This window comes from Aquimarina mycalae, from assembly GCF_029906345.1.
GTDB lineage: Bacteria > Bacteroidota > Bacteroidia > Flavobacteriales > Flavobacteriaceae > Aquimarina.
This window is the reverse complement of record NZ_JARYGY010000006.1, coordinates 204,315-229,172: the sequence shown is the minus strand read 5'-3', so window position 1 is coordinate 229,172 and position 24,858 is coordinate 204,315. Positions and strand designations below refer to the sequence as shown.

Below are 24,858 nucleotides of genomic sequence, written 5' to 3'. Positions count from 1 at the left end.
TAAATTAAAACACTCATAATCATGACCACACTAGCTAAAATATTAGTAACATTATGCCTTTCTGCCTTATGTTGTTCTTGCAACATAGCCTTTGACGGAATCCGAGGAGAAGGAGAAGTAATCCGAAAAGAAAAAACTATTAACGAAAACTTCGAGACTATCAAATCAAGTCGAGGATTAGATGTAGTATTGACAAATAAAAAAGATAGAAAAGTAATTATTGAAGCAAATGAGAATCTGCATCAGCATATAGAAGTATATGTAGAAGGAGAAACACTCTATATTACTTCTGATAAAAACATTTATCAAGCTGATGAAAAAACAGTATATGTATCTTACGATAAATTAGGAAAAATATCAGCAACCAGCGGTGCCAGAGTTACATCTCAGGGAGCTGTAGTTCAGAAAGATCTTGCAATTAGCGCTACAAGTGGAGCAGATATAGAGCTTAAAGTAAAAGCTCAAACACTAACCACTTCAGTGACAAGCGGAGCTATTATGGATCTAACTGGAAAAGTTGATAATCATAGTGCGAGTGCAACTAGCGGAGCAAATATACGAGCAGACGATCTATTAAGTTTAGTCTCCAGCGCAAAAGCTACCAGTGGAGCATCTATTAGAATTCATGCTAAAGATCAATTTACTGGAAAAGCAACCAGTGGCGCGGATGTAGTATATTACGGAAATCCAGAAACTGTTTCTGAAACAGATAATTCTGGAGGAAACGTAAGAAGAAATTAATTTAAAAATACCCTAACCAATAAATTCAACCAACACCAACCACACCAACCAAAAAAAGAACCACCAGAAAAGCACCCATTGTTGACAGACAAGTTATTTAGATATTTATGCTTTTCAGGTGGTTTTCTTTATACTCACTTTTAAGATTATAGAAAAATGTTTACGCAAAAAATCTTAGACAACAAACTTCCTTTTATTGTTATTGTGACTTCTTTAGTTGGGCTTCACGTATTATGGGAATATTTTAATGGCGGAGTAACTACTCATCATCTATTAGCAAGAGAAGATTTACCAGGAATATCTAACCTGTGGGGACTACTCACTATTCCTTTGTTAAGTTGGATTTTAATTTCATTAAGCAGTTGGATACACAACAAAAACAAAGTTACTTATAGTATATCAAAAATTACTTATGGCTTTATAGGAAGCTTAATTTTTGGTATCCTAATGTCCCTGTTATGGGAGTTCGATTTAGAAAACATGCTGCAATATGCAATTTGGTTGCCTATACCGATTTCTCTGCTCTTACGTGTATACCTTCCTGGTAACCTGTTAGGCTTTATTTTAGGTCTTACTTATACTTTTGGAGGCGTTTTGCCAATAGGCATAGGTATTGTTCTAACTATATCATCATTATTAGTTTGGACTATTTTTAGACAAGGGATACCATTTATATTTCAAAAGATCATTCAAAAAAAATAATCAACCTGCTCATCTCAGGTAAATCAAAAAACGAAAATTATGTTAAAAACAATGCTAACCAAAGCCTTACTTCTTTTTATAATATTATTTCCTTCTGTAATACTAGCACAAACAGACTCTTCTCTTGAAAAAACAATTCTGGAATTAGACACCAAATTCTGGAAATCCTATAACACATGTGATATCAGTACGTTCAAAACGTTTTTTGTAGAAGATTTTGAATTTTATCACGATAAAGGAGGTCTAACTGCTGGACTTTCTAATATGATGTCTAGTGTAGAAAATGGGTTGTGCAAACCAGAAAATCCAAGAGTACGCCGAGAAGTTGTAACGGGCAGTGTCGAGGTATTCCCGCTTCATAATTATGGAGCTATCATTACTGGAGAGCACGTTTTTTATGTTACGGAAAAAGGCACAAAAGAAAGACTGGCTGAAATTGCGAAATTCACTCATGTCTGGCAACATAAAAATGAGCAATGGAAAATGACCAGAGTACTAAGCTACGATCATCAACCTGCTCCACAGCATACGGATAAAAAAGAAATCTCATTATCTCATAAGATTCTGGATCAATATACAGGAACGTATCAAGCACCACAAACAGGAACCGTTATTATTACCAAAAAAAACAAATCTTTAGAAATCAAAGCTGGTAAGATGCAAGCGATTGTATATCCGCAAACAGAAACCTTATTTTTTCACAAACAAAGCCCGCTTACATTTGAGTTTGTAAGAGATAATAATGAAATTATTTCTAAAATGATCGTTCGTGAAAACGGAAAGATTGCAGAAGAAGCAAAAAAAGTGAACTAAAAAATCACTGCTAAAAGAAATAAACTTCTAAAAATTAATCTATTAGTAGTAACAAGACACCATTTTTTACTTAACCGCCCTTTGCTTATGGTGAATAAGATAGCCTCTTTTTTAAGAGGCTATTCTTTTTTGGTATAACTTTTGAAAAAGTGAGTTTGTAACGATATTTCCAAAAACTAGTCTATTTATAGATAAATTTTATACTCAGATATACTTAAACCTAAAAAACATTGTTTAAAAAATAAAACCACACACAACATGAGAACACTTCTTATATTTCTATGTTCAACTTTTGTCTTAGGAAGCATATATGCTCAGAAAGAGAAAGTAAAAGGAAATAAAATTGTAATGACTGAAGAAAAAATCGTTGATGCGTTTCACACTATAGAATTATACGACAACTTCGAAGTTGCCATAGATGAGGATAGTGACCATATTATAAAAATCGAAGCAGATAGTAATCTCCAAAAGTTTATCGAAGTAGAAATACAGGATAGCATCCTAAAAATAAAAGCAACTAGGTTTTTTAGACGTGCTAAAGCATTAAATATAACTATCTCTTTCGCTTCAGAATTAAAAAAAATCGCTGCATATGATAAGATACAAGTTAAGTCTTTATCTCCAATTAAATCATCAGAATTAAGCATTGAGGCTAATGATAACTCAGAGGTGTTTTTATCTGTAGATACAGGTAAGACAACAGGTGTAGCTAACGGAAAAGCTACTCTTGAATTACATACTAACTCAGAAGAAGTTTTCTATCAGGTAAACGAAAGTTCAGAACTCAAAGGAATCATAACAGCCGATAGTTTAAAAATAGATTTATATCAGAAAGGATATGCAAAATTAGAAGGAGAAGTAAAATCAATGTTAGTTAGAGCAGATAGTGATACAGATTTTTACGGTGAAAAATTAGCTTCAAATATAACATCAATTATTGCTGAAGGCGCTAGTGATTGTTATATACTATCGAATGAAGAAGTTACTATTGAAGCTTCTGATAGAACCGAAATCTATATTCTAGGAGAACCCACCATTAATATGACAAAGTTTTCTAATGAAGCTACTCTATACAAGAAAAAAATAGATTATAGTCCTAGCAGGCTTAAATTGAATTAAAAACATAACAAGCATTTAAAATATTAGACCCGATGAGTTTTTGAAAACTCATCGGGTCTAAAAAATTTATTCCTATTTGCTATTATTTAAGCAGAAACTTCTTCACCAGTTTCTACAGTAGCAAGATATCTTTCTGCATCTAATGCCGCCATACAACCTGTTCCTGCAGCAGTTACAGCTTGTCTATATTCTTTATCCTGTACATCTCCTGATGCAAACACACCTGGAATATTGGTCTTAGTAGATTTACCTTCAGTAACAATATATCCAGTATCATCCATATCTATCTGACCTTTAAAAATATCTGTATTAGGCTTATGTCCTATTGCAATAAACAACCCCGTTATGGAGATTTCTGACTTCTCTTCAGTTTGATTATTTACCATACGTAGCCCTTCTACTACTTGATCTCCCAAAACCTCATCGACTTCAGTATTATATAATACTTTAAGATTAGGAGTATTATTTACACGATGTTGCATCGCTTTAGAAGCTCTCATATAATCTTTACGTACTAACATTGTTACACTCGAACAAATATTAGCTAAATAAGTAGCTTCTTCTGCTGCAGTATCTCCAGCACCAACAATCGCTACATCTTGACCTTTATAAAAGAATCCGTCACAAACTGCACAGGCAGAAACTCCACCTCCACGTAATTTTTGTTCACTAGGTAATCCTAAATATTTAGCAGTAGCTCCTGTAGAAATAATAACAGATTCTGCTTCAATTTGTTTAGAATTATCTACAGTAACCTTATGAATCCCTCCTACTTCTTTACTAAACTCTACAGAAGTAACCATTCCTATTCGAACTTCTGTCCCAAAACGTTCTGCTTGCTGTTGTAATTGTACCATCATTGTTGGACCATCTATTCCCTCAGGATATCCTGGAAAATTATCTACCTCAGTAGTAGTAGTCAACTGTCCTCCTGGTTCCATACCAGTGTACATAATCGGTTTAAGATCAGCTCTCGCTGCATATATCGCCGCAGTATATCCTGCAGGTCCCGAACCTATAATAAGGCATTTTATTCTTTCTATAGTATCTGACATAATCTTTTTCGTTATTAACTGATGTAAAAGTAGCAATTTGATGATAAACCTTACATTAAAGTTATTAAGAATTGTTATAGACTTATAGATATCCTAAATAAATGTTAGCATAGAATGAAAAAACACTAAATTTTGATCCAAGAATTATAATTTGGATTAGATACCCTACATTTATTCCAAAATTGAGAAAATGACACTTTTCGATACTTTAGACATTTTGGGGACCATTGCCTTTGCCATTTCTGGAGCATTGAGCGCAATGAATAGAAAATTTGATCTTTTTGGAATTTTTATAATTGCCTTTGTAACTTCAATTGGTGGCGGAACACTAAGAGATATTCTTATTGGTGCAACACCTGTTTCCTGGATGCAGAATACCTTAAATATGTATCTTATTGGAGGTGTTACTTGTCTATCAATTATCTTTAGAAATAAACTAGATTATCTAAAAAAGTCGGTTTTCTTATTTGATACTATAGGACTAGGAATTTTCACAATTATAGGAGTAGAAGCTGGAATACAAACAAAACTTGATCCTATTGTATCCATAGCATTAGGTACAATGACTGGGTGTTTTGGAGGAGTAATTCGTGATATCTTATGTAATGAGATTCCAGTAATTTTCAGGAAAGAAATATATGCTACAGCTTCAATTGCTGGCGGAATATGTTTTATGATCATGTATTCACTAAAAACACCAATAAATATTACTTATATTGTAACTACCTTGTTGATTATTATCATTAGATTATTAGTAGTAAAGTATAGAATCTCTTTACCATTATTTACCTTAAAAAACTAAGCAAATAATACCACCAACAATCCTTAAATTATTGTTTTTAAAATCTATTAACGCAACTCAAAACTATGAATACACATAACGATTTTAATGATCTAGAGTTCGAAAAACGATTTAAAGATTGTAGCCTTAATCCCTCTTTATTTACTCATGAAGCACACCTCCGATTAGCATGGATTTATATTACTAGTTATGATCTTGAAGTAGCCTGTGATATGATTACAAATCAGATTTTGGCATATGTGGTGTCGCTAGGAGAAACAGATAAATTTAATAAGACACTAACTGTTGCCGCAATCAAAATAGTAAATCATTTTATACAAAAATCAACATCAACCTCTTTTCAAAATTTTATAATCGAATTTCCAGAATTGAATTATAACTTCAAGCAATTAATAAATAGTCATTACAGCTTTGATATTTTTAATTCTGAAAAAGCTAAAAAAACATTCTTAGAACCTGATTTGTTGGTGTTTTCTTAGTCACATATCTACACTCTGATTCCATTTTTAAGAACTCCTGTAGCATATTCTTCATCATATTTTGAATTAAAACCTGCACTTCCTACTTTAATTAATTTTGAACGAGATGGATGTCCTAACCAACTTCTATGATTGCTAGAAGAACACTCAAAAAACAATGCATCATCTGCTTTAGAATCATAATGCCCTTGTCTAAATTCTTCCTTAAATTTTTCTTTTGCTTCTCTATCTCCAGGGTTTCTTTCTCCTCTAATAGAAGTATAATACTCATGTTTTTCTTTGGAAATATTTCCCCCATAATGATAATAATCGTTAAGATGCCAACCAATATTATTAATATGTTTATGACTTTGGGTATATCGCCCATTTGTGAAATATAAGGTAGGTTTATCAAAATTATCCCAACTCATAGTGTATCCGATATAGCTCCCTGCTTCTGTTTTACTAATTCCCATGGCTTTAAGGTTTTACAATTAATTTAAGACGTAATTTTCACAATACATGTGATCGTTTTAGAAAGAAATATCTAATCTCTAAAACCAATTAACACGAATAGAGAGCTTATAGACAAGGAGTTTTCTAATTTACTAAAAATCAATTAACTAAACCACATATGTTTAAAACATTATTCTTGAATTTTAATTCCTAAGTATTGATGATCAAAAAATAACTAATAAGCCGTTAATTTCTTTGGATATAGATACTTTTTAGGCTATGTTCGTATACTCAGAAAAAGAAGTTTACACAATGATTATAGAACCTAGAACTCGCGGCTTTATTTGCCTTACTGCTCATCCTAAAGGTTGTGAGCAAAATATACTAAATCAAATAGATTATGTAAAATCAAAAGGGGCTATTGATGGTCCTAAAAAAGTACTAGTTATTGGAGCTTCTACTGGCTTTGGTTTAGCATCAAGAATCACAAGTGCTTTTGGTGCAAATGCTTCTACCATTGGTGTATTTTTAGAAAAACCTCCTAAACCAAATAGACCTGCTTCTCCTGGTTGGTACAATAGTGCCGCTTTTGAAACCCAGGCGCATCAAGCTGGGTTATATGCCAAAAGTATTAATGGAGACGCTTTTTCTAAGGAAATTAAACAACAAACTATAGCACTGATCAAAAAAGATCTTGGACAAGTAGATTTAGTTATTTATAGTCTGGCATCTCCTGTTAGGGTACATCCAGAAACAGGAGTAAAACATAAATCTGTTTTAAAACCTATAGGGAATTCTTTTAGTAATAAAACAGTTGACTTTCATACAGGAAACATCTCTCAAGTATCTATTGAACCTGCTACAGAAGAAGATATAGAAAACACTGTAACTGTTATGGGTGGAGAAGATTGGAAATTCTGGATTGATGCTTTACAAAAAGAAGATTTACTAGCTCCTGAAGCTAAAACTGTAGCCTATTCTTATATTGGCCCTAAACTAACTGAACCTGTATACAGAAAAGGAACCATTGGTCGTGCCAAAGATCATTTAGAAGCTACGGCATTTAGTATTACTGATGCTCTTAAAAATATAAACGGAAAAGCCTATGTTTCTGTAAACAAAGCATTGGTTACTCAAGCTAGCTCTGCAATTCCTGTTATACCGCTATATATTTCTCTTTTATATAAAATAATGAAGGAAAATAATGTACACGAAGGTTGTATAGAACAAATGCAACGATTATTTGCCGATAGATTATATAGTAACGAAAAACTTGCAACCGATGATCAAGGTAGAATACGGGTTGATGATTGGGAAATGCGTGAAGATATTCAGGCTAAAATAAAGGAACTATGGGATAATGCCACTACAGAAACCTTAGGTACTATTGGTGATCTGGAAGGATATAGCAATGATTTCTTTAATTTATTTGGATTTAAAGTAGCTGGTGTAGATTATGATCAGGATGTAAATGAAGTGGTAGAGATTCCTGGATTGCAATCATTGTAGTATACAATCTGAAATTCTTAAATATAGAAAAATGAATTAAGAATTCGTTTTTCTATATTTAAGAGTTATCAAATTAATATATTAGTTCTGTATAGATAATAGTTAAGATGATAGTCCTAAACAAAGGTGAATATACTGGAGATATTATGCATAGTTCTTACGTGGATGGAAGTACTATAACCAATACCCTCTATGCAATTAACAAAAATAATCCTGAGTGGCACTATCATGAGAATCTTCATATCTGTTTTGTATTCGAAGGAGGAAAGGCAGAGACAAGACATCAAACTTCATATAGTAAAAAAGAAGGAAGTATTTTTTTTTATCATTCTGAAGAGAAACATCGATGGATTTCTCCTTTACCCATCTCAAAAAGTGCTAATATCGAAATTGAACGTTCTTTTCTTAAACAATACGATCTTACAGAAAAAGATATCAAAAAATCAATATTGACTAATGTGAATGCCAAAGCATTGATTCTAAAAATGCAAAAAGAATTACTACATAAAGATCAATTTAATTATTTACATCTTCAAACGTTGTTACTCGAATTGGTTTCATATCAAAAAGAAAAAGATTATTCTTACCATCCCAAATGGGTAATACAACTTAATCAATTACTTCATGATAACTGGAATGAGAACATATCTTTAAACGAAATTGGAATTCAGGTGGGAGCTCATCCTGTAACCATTTCAAAAAACTTCAGAAAGTACTTTTATTGCAATTTAGGAGAATACAGACGTAAGTTAAAAATTGAAAAAAGTATTGATTTAATTAAAAACACTGTACTTTCTCTTTCTGAGATTGCATTTTATTGCGGTTTTACAGATCAAAGTCATTTCATAAGAACCTTCAAACTACATACAGGTTTTTTACCTAAAGAGTATAGGAATTTTTAAGAAAGAGGCTAATTTCATTCTATTTTTGATGCTTGAGTACTACTATTTTTACGCCATCAAAACATGAGTTTTATGAAAATCAATCCTAAAAACGTAGCTACTAAATTTTTATTTACATTTCTTATAACGACCATAGTTTCTACAGTACCCAAAGAAGTATATGGCCAGCAAAACCCAGTAAAACCTGTACTCGCTTATGAACTAAATACTATTATAGATTCAATATCGAAAATAGTACCTAGGTATTATATTAAACCAGAAATAGCAAACCAAATTGTAACCCACATTCGTAACAAAAATAAAGAGGGTCATTATGCAACTATTACCAATCCACAAATTCTTTCAGATTCACTAAGTCAAGATCTAAGAGCGATTAATGGTGATTTACATATGAATATGATTTATAGATCTCCAAGAGAACTTACTACTAGTGATTCTCCTCCAATACAAGTAAATAAAACAGGGATTTGGACGAATTATGGTTTAAACGAAATGAAGGTTTTAGATGGTAATATTGGATACCTTAAAATTAAGCACTTTACACAGCATCAACATTTAGATAGCATAAGACCAGTAGTTACGAATGCTATAGAGTTTTTAAAAAACACAGATGCCATTATCATTGATGTCAGAAATAACGGAGGCGGTTTTGAGGATATGGTAGCATATTATATTAGTTATTTTTTTGACACTAAAGAACCGATACACCTTTCGGATTATAGATGTACATTACACAATCATACTTACGGAATTTCTACTGATCCAAACATTACAGGAACTAAACTACCTAACACCCAATTATACATACTGGTAAATGCTAATACTGGATCAGCTGCAGAGTCTTTTGCTTATATGCTTAAGCATTTGGATAGAGCCACAATAATCGGAGAAACAACTGCTGGAGCTGGTAATGGTGCATCACATCATGAAATAAATGATCGCTTTACCATACAAGTATCTAGCGAAGAAACGATTAACGCTATAACCAAAACTAGTTTTGAAAAAACAGGAGTTATCCCGCATATTTCAGCTACAAGTATAGAAGCTTTTTCTAAAGCATATAAATTGGCTTTAGAATATGCTAAAAAGAATAATAAAAGAAAAATACATCCTTCTAACTACGACCATTTAATCTCTTTTATATCCACTCCTAAAAGCAACAAAACCATTGATACTAGTGTGTATTCTAAATATCTTGGCATCTATAAAGCAGGTAATATACATATAACTATCACGATGGAAAATAATCTTTTATATGGGCAAATGAAATCAAAAGGAGGTAAAATGGAGTTAACGCTGCTTGAAAATCACACCTTTAAAGTTGGTGATATTAAGGAACGGATTCGTTTTGTTTTGGACAAGAATGAAAATGTAATACAACTTATAGGAATTGATTCTCCTATGAAACTTATAAAAGTTTCTAAATGATCAAAAAAAGAACAATAGAATATTATAATTTACTTGTTAAAAATTAATAATATTGTTGGTATATCTCTAATTTGAATTCAAATTTATATGCCTAGGTTTATTATAAGAAAACTAAACATCATTTTAATAACACTCTTAGTATTAAATTCCTGTGCTAGCAACAAATACCCAAGTAGTAAAATCATTGCGGTAACTTTCGATATAGAGTCTAAGGATGAATCAATGTGTGATCTGATTTTTCCAAACCCTGAAACCAATAAAGAGTTATTGGAATTAAAAAAAACGTACAAACTTAAAGAGTTAATCAGTACTGGAAATAGTGACATAGAAAAATCATTGATATTACTAAATTGGACCAACAGTCGATGGAAACATGATGGAAATAACAGACCAGAAAAGAATGATGTGATAAGCATCCTAAAAGAAGCAGAAAAAGGTGAGAAATTTAGATGTGTTGAATATGGCATTGTACTGTCTGCAGCTCTCAATTCAATAGGAATCCCTACAAGAACATTAGGGATTAAAACCAAAGATGTAGAAACAACAACATATGGAGCTGGTCATATTGTATCAGAAGCTTATATTCCAGAATTAAAGAAATGGGTATTTATGGATGGTCAAATTAATTATATCCCATTTTTGGATGGAGTTCCTCTAAATGCAGTAGAATATAAAAATGCAATTGTCAATCATAAAGAAAGAATTGAATTAAGAAATTTAAGTGGTACATTTGATACTACAGAAGCTCTTAAAAAAATAAATTGGGTTGCTAAGTATTTATTTTATTTTGATGTTCGATTTGATTCCTCAGAAAAAAGAGTGAACTGCAATAAAAAAAGTAGTTTAATGCTGGTTCCGATTAATGAAAAGAACCCTACTGTTTTTCAAGTTATTAATAAAATGGATCATCTAAGATACACTCATAATCTTAAGGATTTTTATCAGAAACCTACGATATTATAGGATCTAAAAAAGGATAAATTATGGAATTCAAAAATGAAAAAGAATCACCTACTTCCATTGATTTATTAAGCTTAAAAACTGTTATACGAACCAAAAATTACGATGCCTCAAAACATTTTTATACTCAAATACTTAAACTATCAATAGCAGAAGAATATAGTAGTGAGAACAGAGGTTGCATTCTTCGATTTGGGGATAAAAACAGTAATGCCTTTTTAGAAATATCAGAAATAAAAGAAGGTCATTATTATTTTCAACAATCCTTTAGTAGAAAAATCGAGAATGATAAAATAGATATTCAGATCAAAACAAATAATATAGCATATTGGTCCGAGCATCTACATAAGAAATGGAAAGCAAAGGGGCCTATTGATCGTCCTTGGGGATCTAAATATCTTTATGTAAGAGATCCTGATGAGTTACAAATTATCATCTATCAGGAAAAATAGACACTCAAGAATAAAAAACTGTTGCGTTATACTGTAAACCAAATTGCAATGAAACAACAAATTATCATTTTACTCATATTATTTCTTGGTATAAGTTCTTGCACTCAAAACAATGAATTTAATATTGCAGAAAAAGAGAAGTCTGTTCAAGAAATACAATTAATGTTAGAAAAATATCATTATGATATTTCTAAAAAAGGCTTGACTGCAGAGTTTAAGTATTTGGATAATTCTTCTGATTTTTTTTGGGTTCCACCTGGATATTCATCCGCATTATCTTATGATTCTGTAAAGACTATTTTACAAGCAAATGCAAAGGGCTTTACATCTATAAAGTTCCATTGGGATACTTTAAAGATTTATCCTTTAAGTAAAACTACAGCCAATTACTCAGGAATTGTAGGTGGTTATATGATTGACACCGCAGGAACTAGATCGGATATCTCTATTATAGAATCTGGAACATTTATTAAACGTAAAGATGGTTGGAAGTTCTTAAGCGGTCAATCAGCCATGTTAGACACAAAATCAAAGCAATGAAAAAACAACTAATAACAATACTACTATTTTGTCTCACAGTTATAGTAGTGCAAGGGCAAGAATCTAAAGAGAACTATCTAGACAAAGTACAAACTATGGATAACACTATAGAAACATTGTATAATGTGATTTCTGGTAAAAAAGGAGAAGAACGAAACTGGGAATTGTTCAAATTTTTATTTAAACCCGATGCCAAACTCATACCTTCTGGAAAAAACAAAAACGGTGTTTTTAATGTTAGATACATGTCTCCCGAAGAATACATTATGAGCTCAGGTGCGTGGTTAATCGAAAATGGTTTTTTTGAAAAGGAAATCAATAGAACCACAAATACATTTGGTAACATTACGCAGGTTTTTAGCACCTATGAATCTTTTAAAAGTGAAACAGATAACAAACCTTTTATGAGAGGTATTAATAGTATACAACTTCTTAACGATGGTAATAGATGGTGGGTTATAAATATCTATTGGACACAAGAAACCAAAGAAAATCCGATTCCCAAAGAATATATATCTAAAATGTAAGTTCTATAAATCTAACGTCTAATCATCATATAACCGTATGGATTTAACAACCTCATGTAAGCGCATTGCTATAAAAAATATACTACTAGCAATAGTAGTTACTCTTGGTACTGTCACAATTAGTTTCTCTCAAAATCAAAAAGAATTAGAAGAAACTATTCGGGATTCCATCAACATTGAATTTACCAAAAACTATAGTAATTGTTCTTCTTATACTAAAAACGGGATTACTAATTTTAATGGTAAAACAGAATTCTGGAAGATCTGTGAATTAAAAAATGGAAATAGAATTCTTCAAATAGAATCTCATTCAAAATCTACATATTTTCAAGAAATATATTTTGAAAAGAATGGAAAACTCATCTATGCTAAAGAAACTGAAAATTATGTTCCAATGAATAGTTTTGAGCAAATGCAATGGAACTGCGAGTTCTATATCAAAGATAATAATGTAATTACCTTTACATCGCTAGGGCGTGGAAAAACGGAAAATGAAGATTGGAATAAAAATACTATCATACGTACATATGCAACTAGAGTATCCGAGATAGAAAAGATCCAACAATAATGATTACATCTATATCTGTTTTACCAAAAAAACAGCAATAATCGGATTGATAAAAAAAGAAATCAATAGTATTTTTGAGCTATGGAAAATCATTATCATTTTGACACAATAAAAGAAGCTATCCGATATATCAATGCACATTATCAACAGCAACCCAATCTTGATGAAATTGCAGATAGCGTCAATCTCAGCAAGTTTCATTTTCAAAGAGTGTTTCAGCAATGGGCAGGAGTAAGCCCTAAGCATTTTTTACAATTCATCACTACACAGCACGCTAAAGAAAGTCTTTCTCTAGGAAGATCTACATTAGAAACCGCATACGATGTAGGACTCTCTGGCAATGGACGATTGCACGATCTTTTTATAAAAATAGAAGCTTGTACACCAGGTGAGTTTCAGAAAAGAGGAAAAGATGTTACAATACAGTATTATATCATCAATTCGCCTTTTGGAAAAGTATTAATCGCAGAAACTCATATCGGTATCTGTAAACTCATTTTTATCGATGATAAAAAAAATCCATTAGCATTATTGCAATCCGAATATCCAGAAGCAAATTTTGTGCATCAACTTGGGACATATGGTTCAGAAGTTATGGACTATTTTTCAAGTTGGAAAATCCCTACCCAACAAATTGTATTGGATCTAAAAGCAACTCCATTTCAATTGAGTGTTTGGAAAGCCTTACTATCAATACCATCTTCTCAATTATTAGCTTATAATGATGTTGCTTCCTTAATCAATAAGCCAAATGCTCAACGTGCTGTAGGTACAGCTATAGGAAAAAACCCTATTGCATATCTAATTCCCTGTCATAGGGTAATAAAACAAACTGGACATTTAGGAAATTATCGATGGGGCAGCGATAGAAAAACAGCAATCATAGGTTATGAAAGCGTGCAATTAAAGAATAAACAGATCGCATGATCTGTATAAAATGGTTTTAGGATAAAAAAATGCAACAAAACTAAAAGCCTCTAGTATTTATATATGCTTGGAGAATTTTATTTTAGAGTATCCAATACAATCATTACATACAATTTTCGTTATTTTGCAGACAAATATCAAATACTTGAAAAATACATTTTTCTATATAGTTTTTATCCTATTTTTTTCCAGCATTACATGTGCTCAAGAAGGTAAAAAAATAAAGGTTCAATCTGATCGTACTATCAAAAATGAAGAACTTTATCCAGGTGCTACTATTCTTGCTAAAGTAAATAAACAGGTTTATATTGAGCATGAAGGTATAGAAATCTGGTGTGATCAAGCGGTACATTATGGCGAAGATAAGTTTGTTAGAGCTTATGGAAATGTAAAAATGAAACAAGGTGACACCCTTACGATGACTAGTGCTTATGCAGAATATAATGGCAATAGCCAGTTTGCATATGCAAGAGAAAAAGTATTTTTAGAAACTCCATCAAACACCCTAACAACTGATACTTTATTTTTTGACCGTCTACGTCAGCAAGCCTATTATAGAAGTGGAGGAACGGTAAAAGATTCTTCCAACACATTGACCAGCAAAATTGGGAGGTATTTTATGGATAGAAAACAATATTCGTTTAATACACAAGTAAAAATTGTCAACCCAGAAAACACAGTGGATTCTGATCGATTAGATTATTACACTGATAATGGACATGCGTATCTTTATGGACCATCTACCGTAAAAGGAGAAGAAAGCACCTTATACTGCGAGCGTGGTTTCTATGATACTAAAGTAAAAACAGGATATGCCATCAAAAATGCGCTAATAGATTATGATAATCGCACCGTCTTTGGTGATAGTATCTTTTATAATAGTGCTATTCAATTTGCATCGGCTACAAACAACATCAAAGTATTAGATACTGCCAATAACTCTGTAATTACTGGGCATTATGCTGAAGTATTTAAAGATAAAGATTCTGTATTTATTACTAAAAGAGCACTAGCAGCAACCTTGCAAGAGAAAGACTCTGTTTATATCCATAGTGATACACTTATGGTTACAGGTAAACCTGATCGTAGAATCATGAATGGTTTTTATGATGTTCGGATTTATAAAAGTAACATGAGCGGTAAGAGTGATTCTATTAATGTTGATCAAACTACTGGATATACAAAAATGATAGGTAGACCCATAATTTGGTCACAAAGAAATCAAATGACTGGAGATACTATAAAAATTATCTCAAATACAGAAACCGAAAAACTAGATTCTCTTATTGTGTACCAAAATGCTTTTTTAGTACAAGAGGACACATTAAAAGCTGGGTACAATCAAGTAAAAGGTCAAACACTTTATGGCTTGTTTAAGGACAATGAAATTTATCAAGTAGATATAGATAAGAACACAGAAACGATATTTTATCAAAGAGAAAGTGAAGGAGAACTAAAACTTATAGGTATTAACAAAGTACTGTCCAGCTCAATTAAACTTTTACTTGAACAACAAGAAATTGTAGATGTATACTACTATCAAAATATAGACGGAACTCTATATCGTGAAATAGATTTACCAGAAAATGCTAGAGAACTATCAGGGTTTATTTGGCGTGGAGATGAACAAATACTAAGTAAAAAAGATCTTTTTAGAGGAGAAACACCTCCTAAATTAATCAAAATAAAAGGATTACCATTGCCTGTAGAAGATGATGATTTCTTTGATGAAGAAACTATTAAACGTCTCGAAGAAAATAAGGGCGAAGGTTCACGTCTATTAGAACAACAACTTAAAGACGCTGAACTCAAAGAAACCAATGAAGAATTGGATTCTATCCCTAAAACAAAACAGAAGATTCAGCCAAAGATTAAGACTAAAAAGAAAAAGGATACTACAGAAAATCAGAAAAAGCCTAAGAAAATTGCTTTTGTAGACCCAGATCTTAATCGTACTGCCAAACAAAGAGATAGTATTACTGTTACTACTTTAAAGAATAAAAAAACACAAGATAGTATCAGTAAAAATAAATGACATTAATACCTAGATAATACAATCTTGCGACCTTACGCAGTTATTAATGCATCATTTTTGAATATCAAATTATTAATTCTATAATAGTTTGACTTAAATTTACTTGCGTGAAAAAAGATTTCTACACATATCAGGCACAAACAACTCCACATCCATTAGCATTAGAAATATCTCATGCAGAAGGAAGTTATATCTATTCTACTAATAACAAAAAGTATCTTGACTTTGTAGCAGGAGTATCTGCTTGCAGCTTAGGACATAAACATCCAAGAGTGGTTCAGGCAATCAAAGAACAATTGGATAAATATCTTCATGTAATGGTTTATGGGGAGTATGTTCAAAAACCTGCTGTATCGCTTACAAAACTTTTAGCCTCACTCCTACCTGATCCTTTAGAAAAAACATATTTAACAAACTCAGGAACGGAAGCAATTGAAGGTTCCCTTAAATTAGCTCGTAGAGTAACAGGACGAAGTAACATTATTGCTGCAAAGCTAGCTTATCACGGAAACACAATGGGATCTATGAGTGTTATGGGATATGAAGAAAGAAAACAAGCTTTTAGACCACTAATTCCTGATATTTCTTTTATCACATTTAATAATAAAGAAGATTTACAGCAAATCACAGAAAAAACTGCGGCCGTAATCCTTGAAACCATACAAGGTGGCGCAGGGTTTATAATGCCTAAAGATGATTACCTAAAAAAAGTGCGCGAGCGATGCGATGAGGTGGGAGCGCTATTAATTTTAGATGAAATTCAACCAGGGTTTGGGCGTACAGGCAAATTATTTGGATTTCAAAATTATGATATTGTTCCTGATATTCTTGTTATGGGTAAAGGAATGGGTGGCGGAATGCCAATAGGAGCATTTACCGCATCTTCGGTAATGATGAATCAATTACAAGACCATCCTAAACTTGGTCACATAACTACTTTTGGAGGTAATCCAGTCATAGCTTCTGCCGCTTTGGCAACATTACAGGAAATCAACGAAAGTGACGTTATGGCAGAGACCTTACAAAAAGAAAAAATCTTTAGATCACTTCTTGTACACCCTTTAATAAAAGAAATAAGAGGTATCGGATTAATGTTAGCATGTATAACTCCTTCTACCGAAATTACTAATGAAATTATATTAGGTTGTCAAGATAGAGGATTAATCCTATTTTGGCTGCTTTTCGAACCCAAAGCTATACGTATTACACCACCTCTCACTATATCAGAAGAAGAAATCAAAGAAGGGTGTCAGATCATTATTGAGGTGTTAAATCAAGTCCAGAAAAGCGAAAAATTCACCTTGTAGTTATAGAAAATTGATTTAAATTTCTTATATTTAATAACATATCTTCTCACATTATTCATTCAATTACATTATAGTGGCTTATAAAATGACAAACGTTAAACCGTTAATTATTAATGGTACACATTTTGTTAATTAGTTTGTTAAAAACAATTGGTTTCTTAAGTTTTATGGTGCAATTTCATTTGTAATTTTAAATCAGAGGAAATCAATAATGCTAAAAAATAAATTAAGTAATGGTGTTTTGTACTACTCTTAACTGTTGGGGAAGACAAAAAAGGTTTTACAGTACACTTATGATTTATAAAGCGACTTTAATCAACGTGTATGAAATGAGCATAGCTAAGAATTTCAAAAATATAGAAATGATAGATATGCGAATTCCATCTGATATTTATTTAAAATAAACATGACTGGATGAAATTTAATCATGAAGAATTCGAAGAAAATAATCTCTCTATAACTCGTTACGAGTCTATGTTGAGATCTAATGATGTTAAATTTTTTGACTCTGATGAATTTGAATCTATTATTCATCATTATCTGGAAAACGGAAAAATTGCTAAGGCTAAAAAAGCAATTTCTTTAAGCCTTTCTCAGCATCCTTCTTCTGTAAATTTAAAACTATTACAAGTTGAGATTCTCGTTTTCGAAGACCGTTTGGATAAAGCTGATATACTATTAGCTCAGCTACATGCATTAGAACCTGAAAATGAAGAGATTTATATCCAAAAAGCAAACATTCTATCTAAGCAGAATGATCATATTAAAGCAATCGAGCTATTAAGCACGGCACTTCAGTATACTGCTGATGAAGCTGATGTTTACTCGCTTATTGGGATGGAATATCTCTTTATGGATGATTTTGAAAATGCTAAAACAAACTTTATGAGATGTCTTGAAGTCGATAATCAAGATTATTCGGCTTTATACAACATCATCTATTGTTTTGATTTCTTAGAGCAACACGAAGAAGCAATCTCTTACCTCAATATATTTTTAGATAAAAACCCATATTCTGAAGTTGCCTGGCACCAAGTAGGTAAACAATATTTTGATCTTAAAGATTACGAAAAAGCATTGGCTGCTTTTGATTTCGCAATTATAAGTGATGAATATTTTATTGGAGCATATTTAGAAAAAGGAAAAGTACTTGAGAAATTAAAGAGATATAACGAAGCAATAGAAAATTATAGAATTACCTTAGAATTAGATGATCCTACTTCTTTTGCGTTATTACGAATCGGAAAATGTTTTGAAAAATTAGGAAGTGATGATCTTGCAATTCAACATTATTCTAAAACCGTTCATGAAGACCCGTTATTAGATAAAGGTTGGATCGCAATTACAGATTTCTATATGAGAAAACGTAATTATCAGAAAGCATTATATTATACAAATAAAGCTATTAGTATCGATGCAGAAAATGTGCTATACTGGAAACGTTATGCTAAAATCAATAACAGGTTAGCCTTTTTTGAAGAAGCAGAACGTGGATATAGAAAAGCACTAGAGTTAGGTAATTACGAGTTAGAAACTTGGTTAAATCGTTCTGATATCCTAAAATTTATAGGAGAATCAGATGCTGCTATCCAAAATATGCATCAGGCAATAGAGTTTTATCCAGAAAATGCTGAAGTACAATATCGACTAGCTGGATTACATTATGAAAAACAAGAGTATAGTAAAGGAGAGTTTCATTTAAGAAAAGCACTCGAAATAGATGTAGAGTATACGATCGTTTTAGAAGAATTATTCAAAAAAGTATATAACCTTACCTTAGTACAAAACGTAATATCTCAATATAAAGCGTAAAATATATGTATTATGTGCTACATTCTCTTTTTAGCACATATTCTAAACATTTATAGAACTCTTTAAAAAAACAGCCGCTAAATCGAAAACTCAGGCAGCTGTTTTTGTGCTAATTTACTATGAATTACCCTGTACATTAATACAAAAAAATACATACATTTGTTTGTATAACAATTGCTAAACAAAATAGAATGCAACGAAGTCTTAAGGACTACATAGTTATCTCATTAAAAGGGATTGCTATGGGAGCGGCAGATGTCGTTCCAGGAGTTTCAGGAGGAACCATCGCCTTTATCTCTGGAATTTATGAAGAACTCATCTCTACAATTAACGCATTAGAGCTTAGTTTTTTTAAAATTTGGAAAAAAGAAGGATTTGTTACTGCCTGGAAAAAATACAATCTCTCCTTTTTATTAGTTCTTTTTCTAGGTATAGCGATAAGTATTCTTTCTTTGGCCAAATTGATTAAATGGCTTTTACATAATGAACCATTATTACTGTGGTCATTTTTCTTTGGACTAGTATTAGCAAGTATCTTATATATCGGTAAACAAATAACCTCTTGGAGTCCAAAAGTTTTTATTAGTATTATCTTAGCTGCGATTGTGTCCTATTTTGTTACAATAGCAGACCCTATTGCATCTCCAGAAAGTCTTTGGTATTTACTTTTTTGTGGATTTATTGCCATTATTGCCATGATTTTACCAGGAGTATCAGGAGCTTTTATTCTTTTGATTTTAGGAGCTTATCAAACCTTTATAGACATCTTAAATCAATTTAGAGAAGGATTAACATCCATGAACTTTGAAATGATTTGGCAAGCATTTTATAAAATACTTATTATAGCTGTTGGTGCAATCGCTGGACTTAAGTTATTTTCTAAAGTACTCAATTGGATGTTTAATAATCACAAGAACACCACTTTAGCTATACTAACAGGGTTTATGGTTGGGTCACTAAATAAACTTTGGCCCTGGAAAAAAGTACTCTCTTGGAGAACAAACTCTGAAGGCATAGAAGTTCCTTTTATTGAAAGAAGCATACTGCCCAATAATTTTGAAGGCGATCCAAGAATTCTGTGGGTTCTTGTTTTTATTGTAGTTGGCTTTTTATTAATCCTTATCTTAGAGCGTCTTGCTATTAAAAAAGAAGACTAATCTATGGCAGAAAACACTAGAACTTTTAGCGATAAATTCTTTTTAGTCATTAAAGGTTTGGCTATGGGAGCAGCAAATAAAGTTCCTGGTGTGTCTGGAGGAGTTGTAGCTTTTGTTGCCGGTTTTTATGAAGAATTCATCCATTCACTCCAGAAAATAAACCTTAAAGCCTTTAAACTTTTTATAAATTTTAGATTTAAAAGTTTTTGGAGATACATAAATGGTCGCTTTCTTGCTCTTTTAATCTTAGGAATGCTTATCAGCTATTTTAGTGTTTCTAAAATTCTTGACTACCTGATTATTCATTATGAATTATATGTTTGGGCTGCATTTTTTGGAATGATCATAGGATCTATCTATTATATTGTTAAAGATTTCGACGACTGGAGCAGGCGCAATATATGTTTTATTATTATTGGAACTATCGTAGGAATAAGTATTAGTTTGCTTGAACCTGCTAAAGAAAATGACAATCTGTTTTTTGTGTTTTTCTGTGGCATAGTTGGAGTTTCAGGAATGACCTTACCTGGATTATCTGGTTCTTTTATTTTAATACTGTTCGGGAACTATGTATTATTATTAGTAGATTCAGTGAATGCCTTATATGATACAATTGCCGATCTATTACAATGGGATTTTTCATTTATGGATAACACTCATAGAATACGATTACTTAAAGTACTTATTGTTTTTAGTCTCGGATCTATTACGGGTTTAGTTACACTATCTCATTTTTTAGGATACGTATTAAAACATTATAAAAACGCAACATTTGCTGCTATTATTGGTTTTATAACAGGGTCTCTAGGTGTGGTTTGGCCATGGAAACATAAAATGTTTAAAAAGGATGATGTAGGAGAAATTTTAATGGATGCACAAGGCAATCCGATTCTTGACAACTATGATCGTTATCTACCCGACTTAACAATAGCACCAACATACATAGCGCTCTTTTTTATTCTGGTTGGAATTGCAATCGTTTTATGGCTAGAATGGTATGGCGAGAGAACTTTAAAAACTTCTTCAAAATGAATATATATGGATTACTGGGTAAGGATATTGGGTATTCCTTTTCCAGAAACTACTTTTCTGACAAGTTTAAGAAAGAGAACTTAGATTATCAGTATCAAAACTTTGATCTTAAAAAAATAGAGGAACTAACAGACGTCATTAAAAATCCCAACATAAAAGGGATGAATGTAACAATACCGTATAAAGAAGAAGTTATTGCTTATCTCGATAACTTAGACCCTATAGCAAAAGAAATCGGAGCTGTCAACGTCGTTAAATTTGAAAGGAACGGAAATTTAAAAGGATATAATAGTGACCATTATGGGTTTTCAGAATCATTAAAACCCTTATTGAATGAGAACACTAAAAAGGCGTTAATTTTAGGAACTGGAGGAGCTTCAAAAGCAATAGCTTATTCCTTGAAAAAATTACACATAGATTACTCATTTGTTTCAAGAAATCCTGATTTTCAAGAACTAAGTTATCTGGACTTAGACGAAGATATTATTAGGGATTTTAAATTAATTATCAATTGCACTCCACTAGGCACACATCCCAATACAGACAGGCACCCGGATATCCCCTACGAATATCTTGGAGAAAACCATGTGTTATATGATTTGATCTACAATCCCGAAGAAACAACTTTCATGAAAAAAGGTAAGAAAAAAGGTGCTACAACCTCTAATGGACTAAATATGTTGATCCAACAAGCTGAAAAATCCTGGGAGATCTGGAATTCATAATATCCGCTTTTTTATCTTAAAATTACTAATCAGATTAGGCTTAACTAATTCCTAAAACCATCCATTTGCTTTGACTTTATATAAGATGTTAGTATCTTAGTCAATCGTTAAGCTCAGACAAACAAAAACATTTTATATAATGTCCACACACGATAACCTGCCTCAGGCAGATGGAAATGAAGAGAATAAGATAAAAGATTTAGAGGGAAATTCAGAAAAATCCAATTCCGAAACAATAGTATCGAATACTGAATCTCAAGATTCTCAAGACATTAAAGTTGAAGAAAACTCTAATATCGAAGAACCGAAGGAAAATAATCCTCAGGAAGAAGTAGTAACCACTGTAGAAGATTCTGATACTAAAGTAGAAGAAACGAGCGACAAAGTTACCTCTGAAGCTGATGATGAAATCCAAAATGAAATGGATGAAGCTGTAGCAAAAGATAGTGAAGACGAAAGCAAGTTAGAGCGACATGATATCGTAAAAAAAGATTATCATGCCATGAATAAGGATGAACTTATAGCTGAGTTACGTAATTTAATAAAAAATGAGAAAATACAGGCTATAAAGGAGCATGTTGAAGAGATTAAAAATGAGTTTAATGCTAAGTTTAACGAAGAAGCAGAACAAAAAAAGGATGAATTTTTAGCTGATGGTGGAAATATTATTGACTTCTACTATTCTACCCCTTTAAAAAAAGAATTCAATTCGGTTTATTTTGATTATAAAGAAAAACGAAACGCCTATTATCAAAATCTAAAAAAAGACCTTCAGGCGAATTTACAGAAGAGATTAGATTTAATTGATGAACTCAAAGGATTGCTTAATGTTGAAGAAAATATAAATTCAACATATAATCACTTTAAGGAGATCAAAGAGAAATGGCATAATGCGGGTCCTATTCCAAGAGATAAATACAATACAGTTTGGAATACCTATCACCACCATACTGAGAACTTTTATGACTTTCTACATTTAAACAGAGATTTTAGAGATCTAGATTTTAAACACAATCTCGAGCAAAAATTAAAAATTATTGAGCGTGCAACAGAATTAGCTCAAGAAACAGACGTAAATAGAGCATTTAGAGAGTTACAAATACTTCACAAAATGTGGAAAGAAGATTTGGGACCTGTTGCTAAAGAATATAGAGAACCTATTTGGGAAAAATTCAGTGCTTTAACAAAGCAAATTCATGAAAACCGCCAGCAGTATTTCAAAGATCAGGATAAAATTTATGAAAAAAACCTAGAGGTTAAACAAGATATTATTTCAAAAATAATTGAGGTAGGATCTGATCACCCTAAAAACCATAGTGGATGGCAACAAAAAATAAAAGAAATAGAAGCGCTTCGAGAGGCTTTTTTTAAAGCTGGAAAAGTCCCTTCTAATGTAAATGAGGAAACGTGGGGGCAGTTTAAAAGTGCAGTTAGAGACTTTAACCGAAATAAAAACGCATTCTATAAAAGCCTTAAAAAAGATCAGTTCGACAACTTGAATAAGAAAATGGAACTTATCAAAATAGCAGAAGACAATAAAGATAGTGATGACTTTTCTGTTACCACTCCGTTAATGAAAAAGATACAGGCGGATTGGAAAAAAATTGGCCATGTACCTCGCAAAGACAGTGACAGAATTTGGAAAAGATTTAAGGATGCTTGTAACTTTTATTTTGATCGTATTCACGCAGAAAAAAATGAAGCCAATAAAGAAGAAACGGCATCTTATGAGAAAAAACTAGCTCACATAGAAGCACTTAAAGAACTAAAACTATCTGGAGACCCTAAAAATGATCTTGACACTATCAAGGAAAATATCAGTACCTGGAAAACTATAGGAAGAGTTCCTTATAAAAAACGCAATATAGAGTCCGATTACAATAAAGTATTAGATGGATTGTTTGAACAACTTAATTTGAGCAGGCAAGAAACTGAAATGATCAAATATGAAAATAAACTTAGTTCACTTGCTAATCAATCTGATGACCGAGCATTAAGAAATGAGCAAAACTTTATTCGTAAAAAAATCGATGAAGCTAATAATGAAATACGTCAGTTAGAAAACAATTTGCAATTCTTTAAACATGCCAAAGATGACAATCCTCTGATAGTCGAAGTGCAAAAAAATATCGAAAAGCATAGAGAAAGTCTTCAAGTTTGGAAAAATAAATTACAAAAAATCAAACAACTCTAATCACACCTATGGATTGTGCTCTTTGTAGCTCAGTAACCGCAGAATTTTCGACAACACATAAACGAATATATCATCGTTGTTCTAATTGCAATGGTATCTTGTTACATCCTTCCTACTTCCTTTCTAACACAGAAGAAAAGAATAGATATCAAGCACATAATAATGACGTAACAGATACTGGATATCGAAATTTCGTTTCTCCCATAGTCGAATCAGTCCTAAAAAAATATACTAAAAAACATAAAGGATTAGATTTTGGGAGTGGCAGTGGTCCTGTCGTTACTCTAATGTTACAAGATCAAGGATATGACGTTCAACCCTATGACCCCTTTTTTGACCCTAACAAGCAGGCGTTGGAGAGAAAATATGATTACATCATTTGCTGTGAAGTTATGGAACACTTCTATAATCCAGCTAAAGAGTTCGGATTATTACATACTCTTCTAAATCCAAAAGGAAACTTATATTGCAAAACCAATCTGTATGAAGATTCCATAGATTTTAATTCCTGGTGGTATAAAAATGACTCAACTCACGTATTCTTCTACACAAAAGAAACATTACATTGGATTAAAAAACAATATCAATTCTCTGATGTTATTATAACTAAGGAACTAATAGTATTTAAAAAATAAGC

The 24,858-nt window shown here is 31.9% G+C and carries 25 protein-coding genes; 23 read left to right on the top strand and 2 right to left on the bottom strand.

Annotated features, from left to right (window positions below):
* Positions 1-21 precede the first annotated feature (21 nt).
* The 4 genes from QBK95_RS15535 (at position 22) to QBK95_RS15520 (ending at position 3,375) form a co-directional block, all read left to right on the top strand.
* Positions 22-741 (top strand): head GIN domain-containing protein, encoded by a 720-nt coding sequence (locus QBK95_RS15535; RefSeq protein WP_280935439.1) that lies wholly within the window; start codon positions 22-24, stop codon positions 739-741.
* A gap of 156 nt (positions 742-897) precedes the next feature.
* The gene (locus QBK95_RS15530; RefSeq protein WP_280935436.1) at positions 898-1,443 is read left to right on the top strand and encodes a hypothetical protein; all 546 of its coding nucleotides are present in this window, start codon (positions 898-900) and stop codon (positions 1,441-1,443) included.
* Between the two features lie 39 nt (positions 1,444-1,482).
* Entirely contained in the window at positions 1,483-2,256 is a 774-nt protein-coding gene (locus QBK95_RS15525; protein WP_280935435.1) for a nuclear transport factor 2 family protein, read from the top strand.
* Positions 2,257-2,514: 258 nt separating this feature from the next.
* Positions 2,515-3,375 (top strand): GIN domain-containing protein, encoded by an 861-nt coding sequence (locus QBK95_RS15520; RefSeq protein WP_280935433.1) that lies wholly within the window; start codon positions 2,515-2,517, stop codon positions 3,373-3,375.
* Between the two features lie 86 nt (positions 3,376-3,461).
* Here the strand turns inward: QBK95_RS15520 and trxB are convergent, their stop codons facing one another.
* On the bottom strand, positions 3,462-4,430 hold the full coding sequence (gene trxB / locus QBK95_RS15515; protein ID WP_280935431.1) for a thioredoxin-disulfide reductase: 969 nt from the start codon (positions 4,428-4,430) through the stop codon (positions 3,462-3,464).
* Between the two features lie 190 nt (positions 4,431-4,620).
* Here trxB and QBK95_RS15510 point away from each other — a divergent pair, with 190 nt between their 5' ends.
* Both QBK95_RS15510 and QBK95_RS15505 read left to right on the top strand, forming a co-directional pair.
* A complete protein-coding gene (locus QBK95_RS15510) occupies positions 4,621-5,232 on the top strand; it encodes a trimeric intracellular cation channel family protein (RefSeq protein ID WP_280935430.1) in 612 nt (203 codons plus the stop codon).
* 65 nt (positions 5,233-5,297) lie between these two features.
* Positions 5,298-5,711, top strand: coding sequence for a hypothetical protein (locus tag QBK95_RS15505; protein ID WP_280935428.1), 414 nt, complete (start codon positions 5,298-5,300; stop codon positions 5,709-5,711).
* Positions 5,712-5,719: 8 nt separating this feature from the next.
* Here QBK95_RS15505 and QBK95_RS15500 read toward each other — a convergent pair whose 3' ends face one another.
* A complete protein-coding gene (locus tag QBK95_RS15500; RefSeq protein ID WP_280935426.1) occupies positions 5,720-6,166 on the bottom strand; it encodes a hypothetical protein in 447 nt (148 codons plus the stop codon).
* Between the two features lie 292 nt (positions 6,167-6,458).
* On the opposite strand from QBK95_RS15500, the gene fabV reads away from it, so the two are divergent.
* The 17 genes from fabV to QBK95_RS15415 all read left to right on the top strand — a co-directional run bounded on the left by fabV (position 6,459) and on the right by QBK95_RS15415 (position 24,856).
* Positions 6,459-7,655: an enoyl-ACP reductase FabV gene (gene fabV / locus QBK95_RS15495; protein WP_280935424.1), complete on the top strand. Its 1,197-nt coding sequence runs from the start codon at positions 6,459-6,461 to the stop codon at positions 7,653-7,655.
* Between the two features lie 107 nt (positions 7,656-7,762).
* Positions 7,763-8,557, top strand: coding sequence for an AraC family transcriptional regulator (locus QBK95_RS15490; RefSeq protein WP_280935423.1), 795 nt, complete (start codon positions 7,763-7,765; stop codon positions 8,555-8,557).
* Positions 8,558-8,629: 72 nt separating this feature from the next.
* Positions 8,630-9,985 carry a S41 family peptidase gene (locus QBK95_RS15485; RefSeq protein ID WP_280935421.1) on the top strand — a complete coding sequence of 452 codons (1,356 nt, stop codon included), beginning with the start codon at positions 8,630-8,632 and terminating at the stop codon, positions 9,983-9,985.
* Between the two features lie 87 nt (positions 9,986-10,072).
* Positions 10,073-10,948: a transglutaminase-like domain-containing protein gene (locus QBK95_RS15480; protein WP_280935419.1), complete on the top strand. Its 876-nt coding sequence runs from the start codon at positions 10,073-10,075 to the stop codon at positions 10,946-10,948.
* 20 nt (positions 10,949-10,968) lie between these two features.
* Complete coding sequence (locus tag QBK95_RS15475; RefSeq protein WP_280935417.1) at positions 10,969-11,397, top strand: VOC family protein; 429 nt, start codon at positions 10,969-10,971, stop codon at positions 11,395-11,397.
* A 48-nt stretch (positions 11,398-11,445) separates the two neighbouring features.
* On the top strand, positions 11,446-11,937 hold the full coding sequence (locus QBK95_RS15470) for a hypothetical protein (RefSeq protein WP_280935412.1): 492 nt from the start codon (positions 11,446-11,448) through the stop codon (positions 11,935-11,937).
* Positions 11,934-12,464, top strand: coding sequence for a hypothetical protein (locus tag QBK95_RS15465; protein WP_280935410.1), 531 nt, complete (start codon positions 11,934-11,936; stop codon positions 12,462-12,464). The genes QBK95_RS15470 and QBK95_RS15465 overlap by 4 nt, the downstream gene beginning before the upstream one ends.
* Positions 12,465-12,501: 37 nt before the next feature.
* Complete coding sequence (locus tag QBK95_RS15460) at positions 12,502-13,032, top strand: hypothetical protein (protein WP_280935408.1); 531 nt, start codon at positions 12,502-12,504, stop codon at positions 13,030-13,032.
* Positions 13,033-13,113: 81 nt separating this feature from the next.
* Positions 13,114-13,959, top strand: a complete 846-nt coding sequence (locus QBK95_RS15455; protein WP_280935406.1) for a methylated-DNA--[protein]-cysteine S-methyltransferase — start codon at positions 13,114-13,116, stop codon at positions 13,957-13,959.
* A 145-nt stretch (positions 13,960-14,104) separates the two neighbouring features.
* A complete protein-coding gene (locus QBK95_RS15450; protein WP_280935405.1) occupies positions 14,105-15,994 on the top strand; it encodes an OstA-like protein in 1,890 nt (629 codons plus the stop codon).
* Between the two features lie 107 nt (positions 15,995-16,101).
* The gene (locus QBK95_RS15445; RefSeq protein WP_280935402.1) at positions 16,102-17,301 is read left to right on the top strand and encodes an aspartate aminotransferase family protein; all 1,200 of its coding nucleotides are present in this window, start codon (positions 16,102-16,104) and stop codon (positions 17,299-17,301) included.
* Between the two features lie 414 nt (positions 17,302-17,715).
* The gene (locus tag QBK95_RS15440; RefSeq protein ID WP_280935400.1) at positions 17,716-19,113 is read left to right on the top strand and encodes a tetratricopeptide repeat protein; all 1,398 of its coding nucleotides are present in this window, start codon (positions 17,716-17,718) and stop codon (positions 19,111-19,113) included.
* Between the two features lie 191 nt (positions 19,114-19,304).
* Positions 19,305-20,270, top strand: a complete 966-nt coding sequence (locus QBK95_RS15435; protein WP_280935398.1) for a DUF368 domain-containing protein — start codon at positions 19,305-19,307, stop codon at positions 20,268-20,270.
* Between the two features lie 3 nt (positions 20,271-20,273).
* Positions 20,274-21,302 carry a DUF368 domain-containing protein gene (locus QBK95_RS15430; RefSeq protein ID WP_280935396.1) on the top strand — a complete coding sequence of 343 codons (1,029 nt, stop codon included), beginning with the start codon at positions 20,274-20,276 and terminating at the stop codon, positions 21,300-21,302.
* The gene (locus QBK95_RS15425) at positions 21,299-22,027 is read left to right on the top strand and encodes a shikimate dehydrogenase family protein (RefSeq protein ID WP_280935394.1); all 729 of its coding nucleotides are present in this window, start codon (positions 21,299-21,301) and stop codon (positions 22,025-22,027) included. The genes QBK95_RS15430 and QBK95_RS15425 overlap by 4 nt, the downstream gene beginning before the upstream one ends.
* Before the next feature lie 139 nt (positions 22,028-22,166).
* On the top strand, positions 22,167-24,221 hold the full coding sequence (locus QBK95_RS15420) for a DUF349 domain-containing protein (protein WP_280935393.1): 2,055 nt from the start codon (positions 22,167-22,169) through the stop codon (positions 24,219-24,221).
* Positions 24,222-24,229: 8 nt separating this feature from the next.
* The gene (locus tag QBK95_RS15415) at positions 24,230-24,856 is read left to right on the top strand and encodes a class I SAM-dependent methyltransferase (RefSeq protein WP_280935391.1); all 627 of its coding nucleotides are present in this window, start codon (positions 24,230-24,232) and stop codon (positions 24,854-24,856) included.
* Positions 24,857-24,858: the final 2 nt, after the last annotated feature.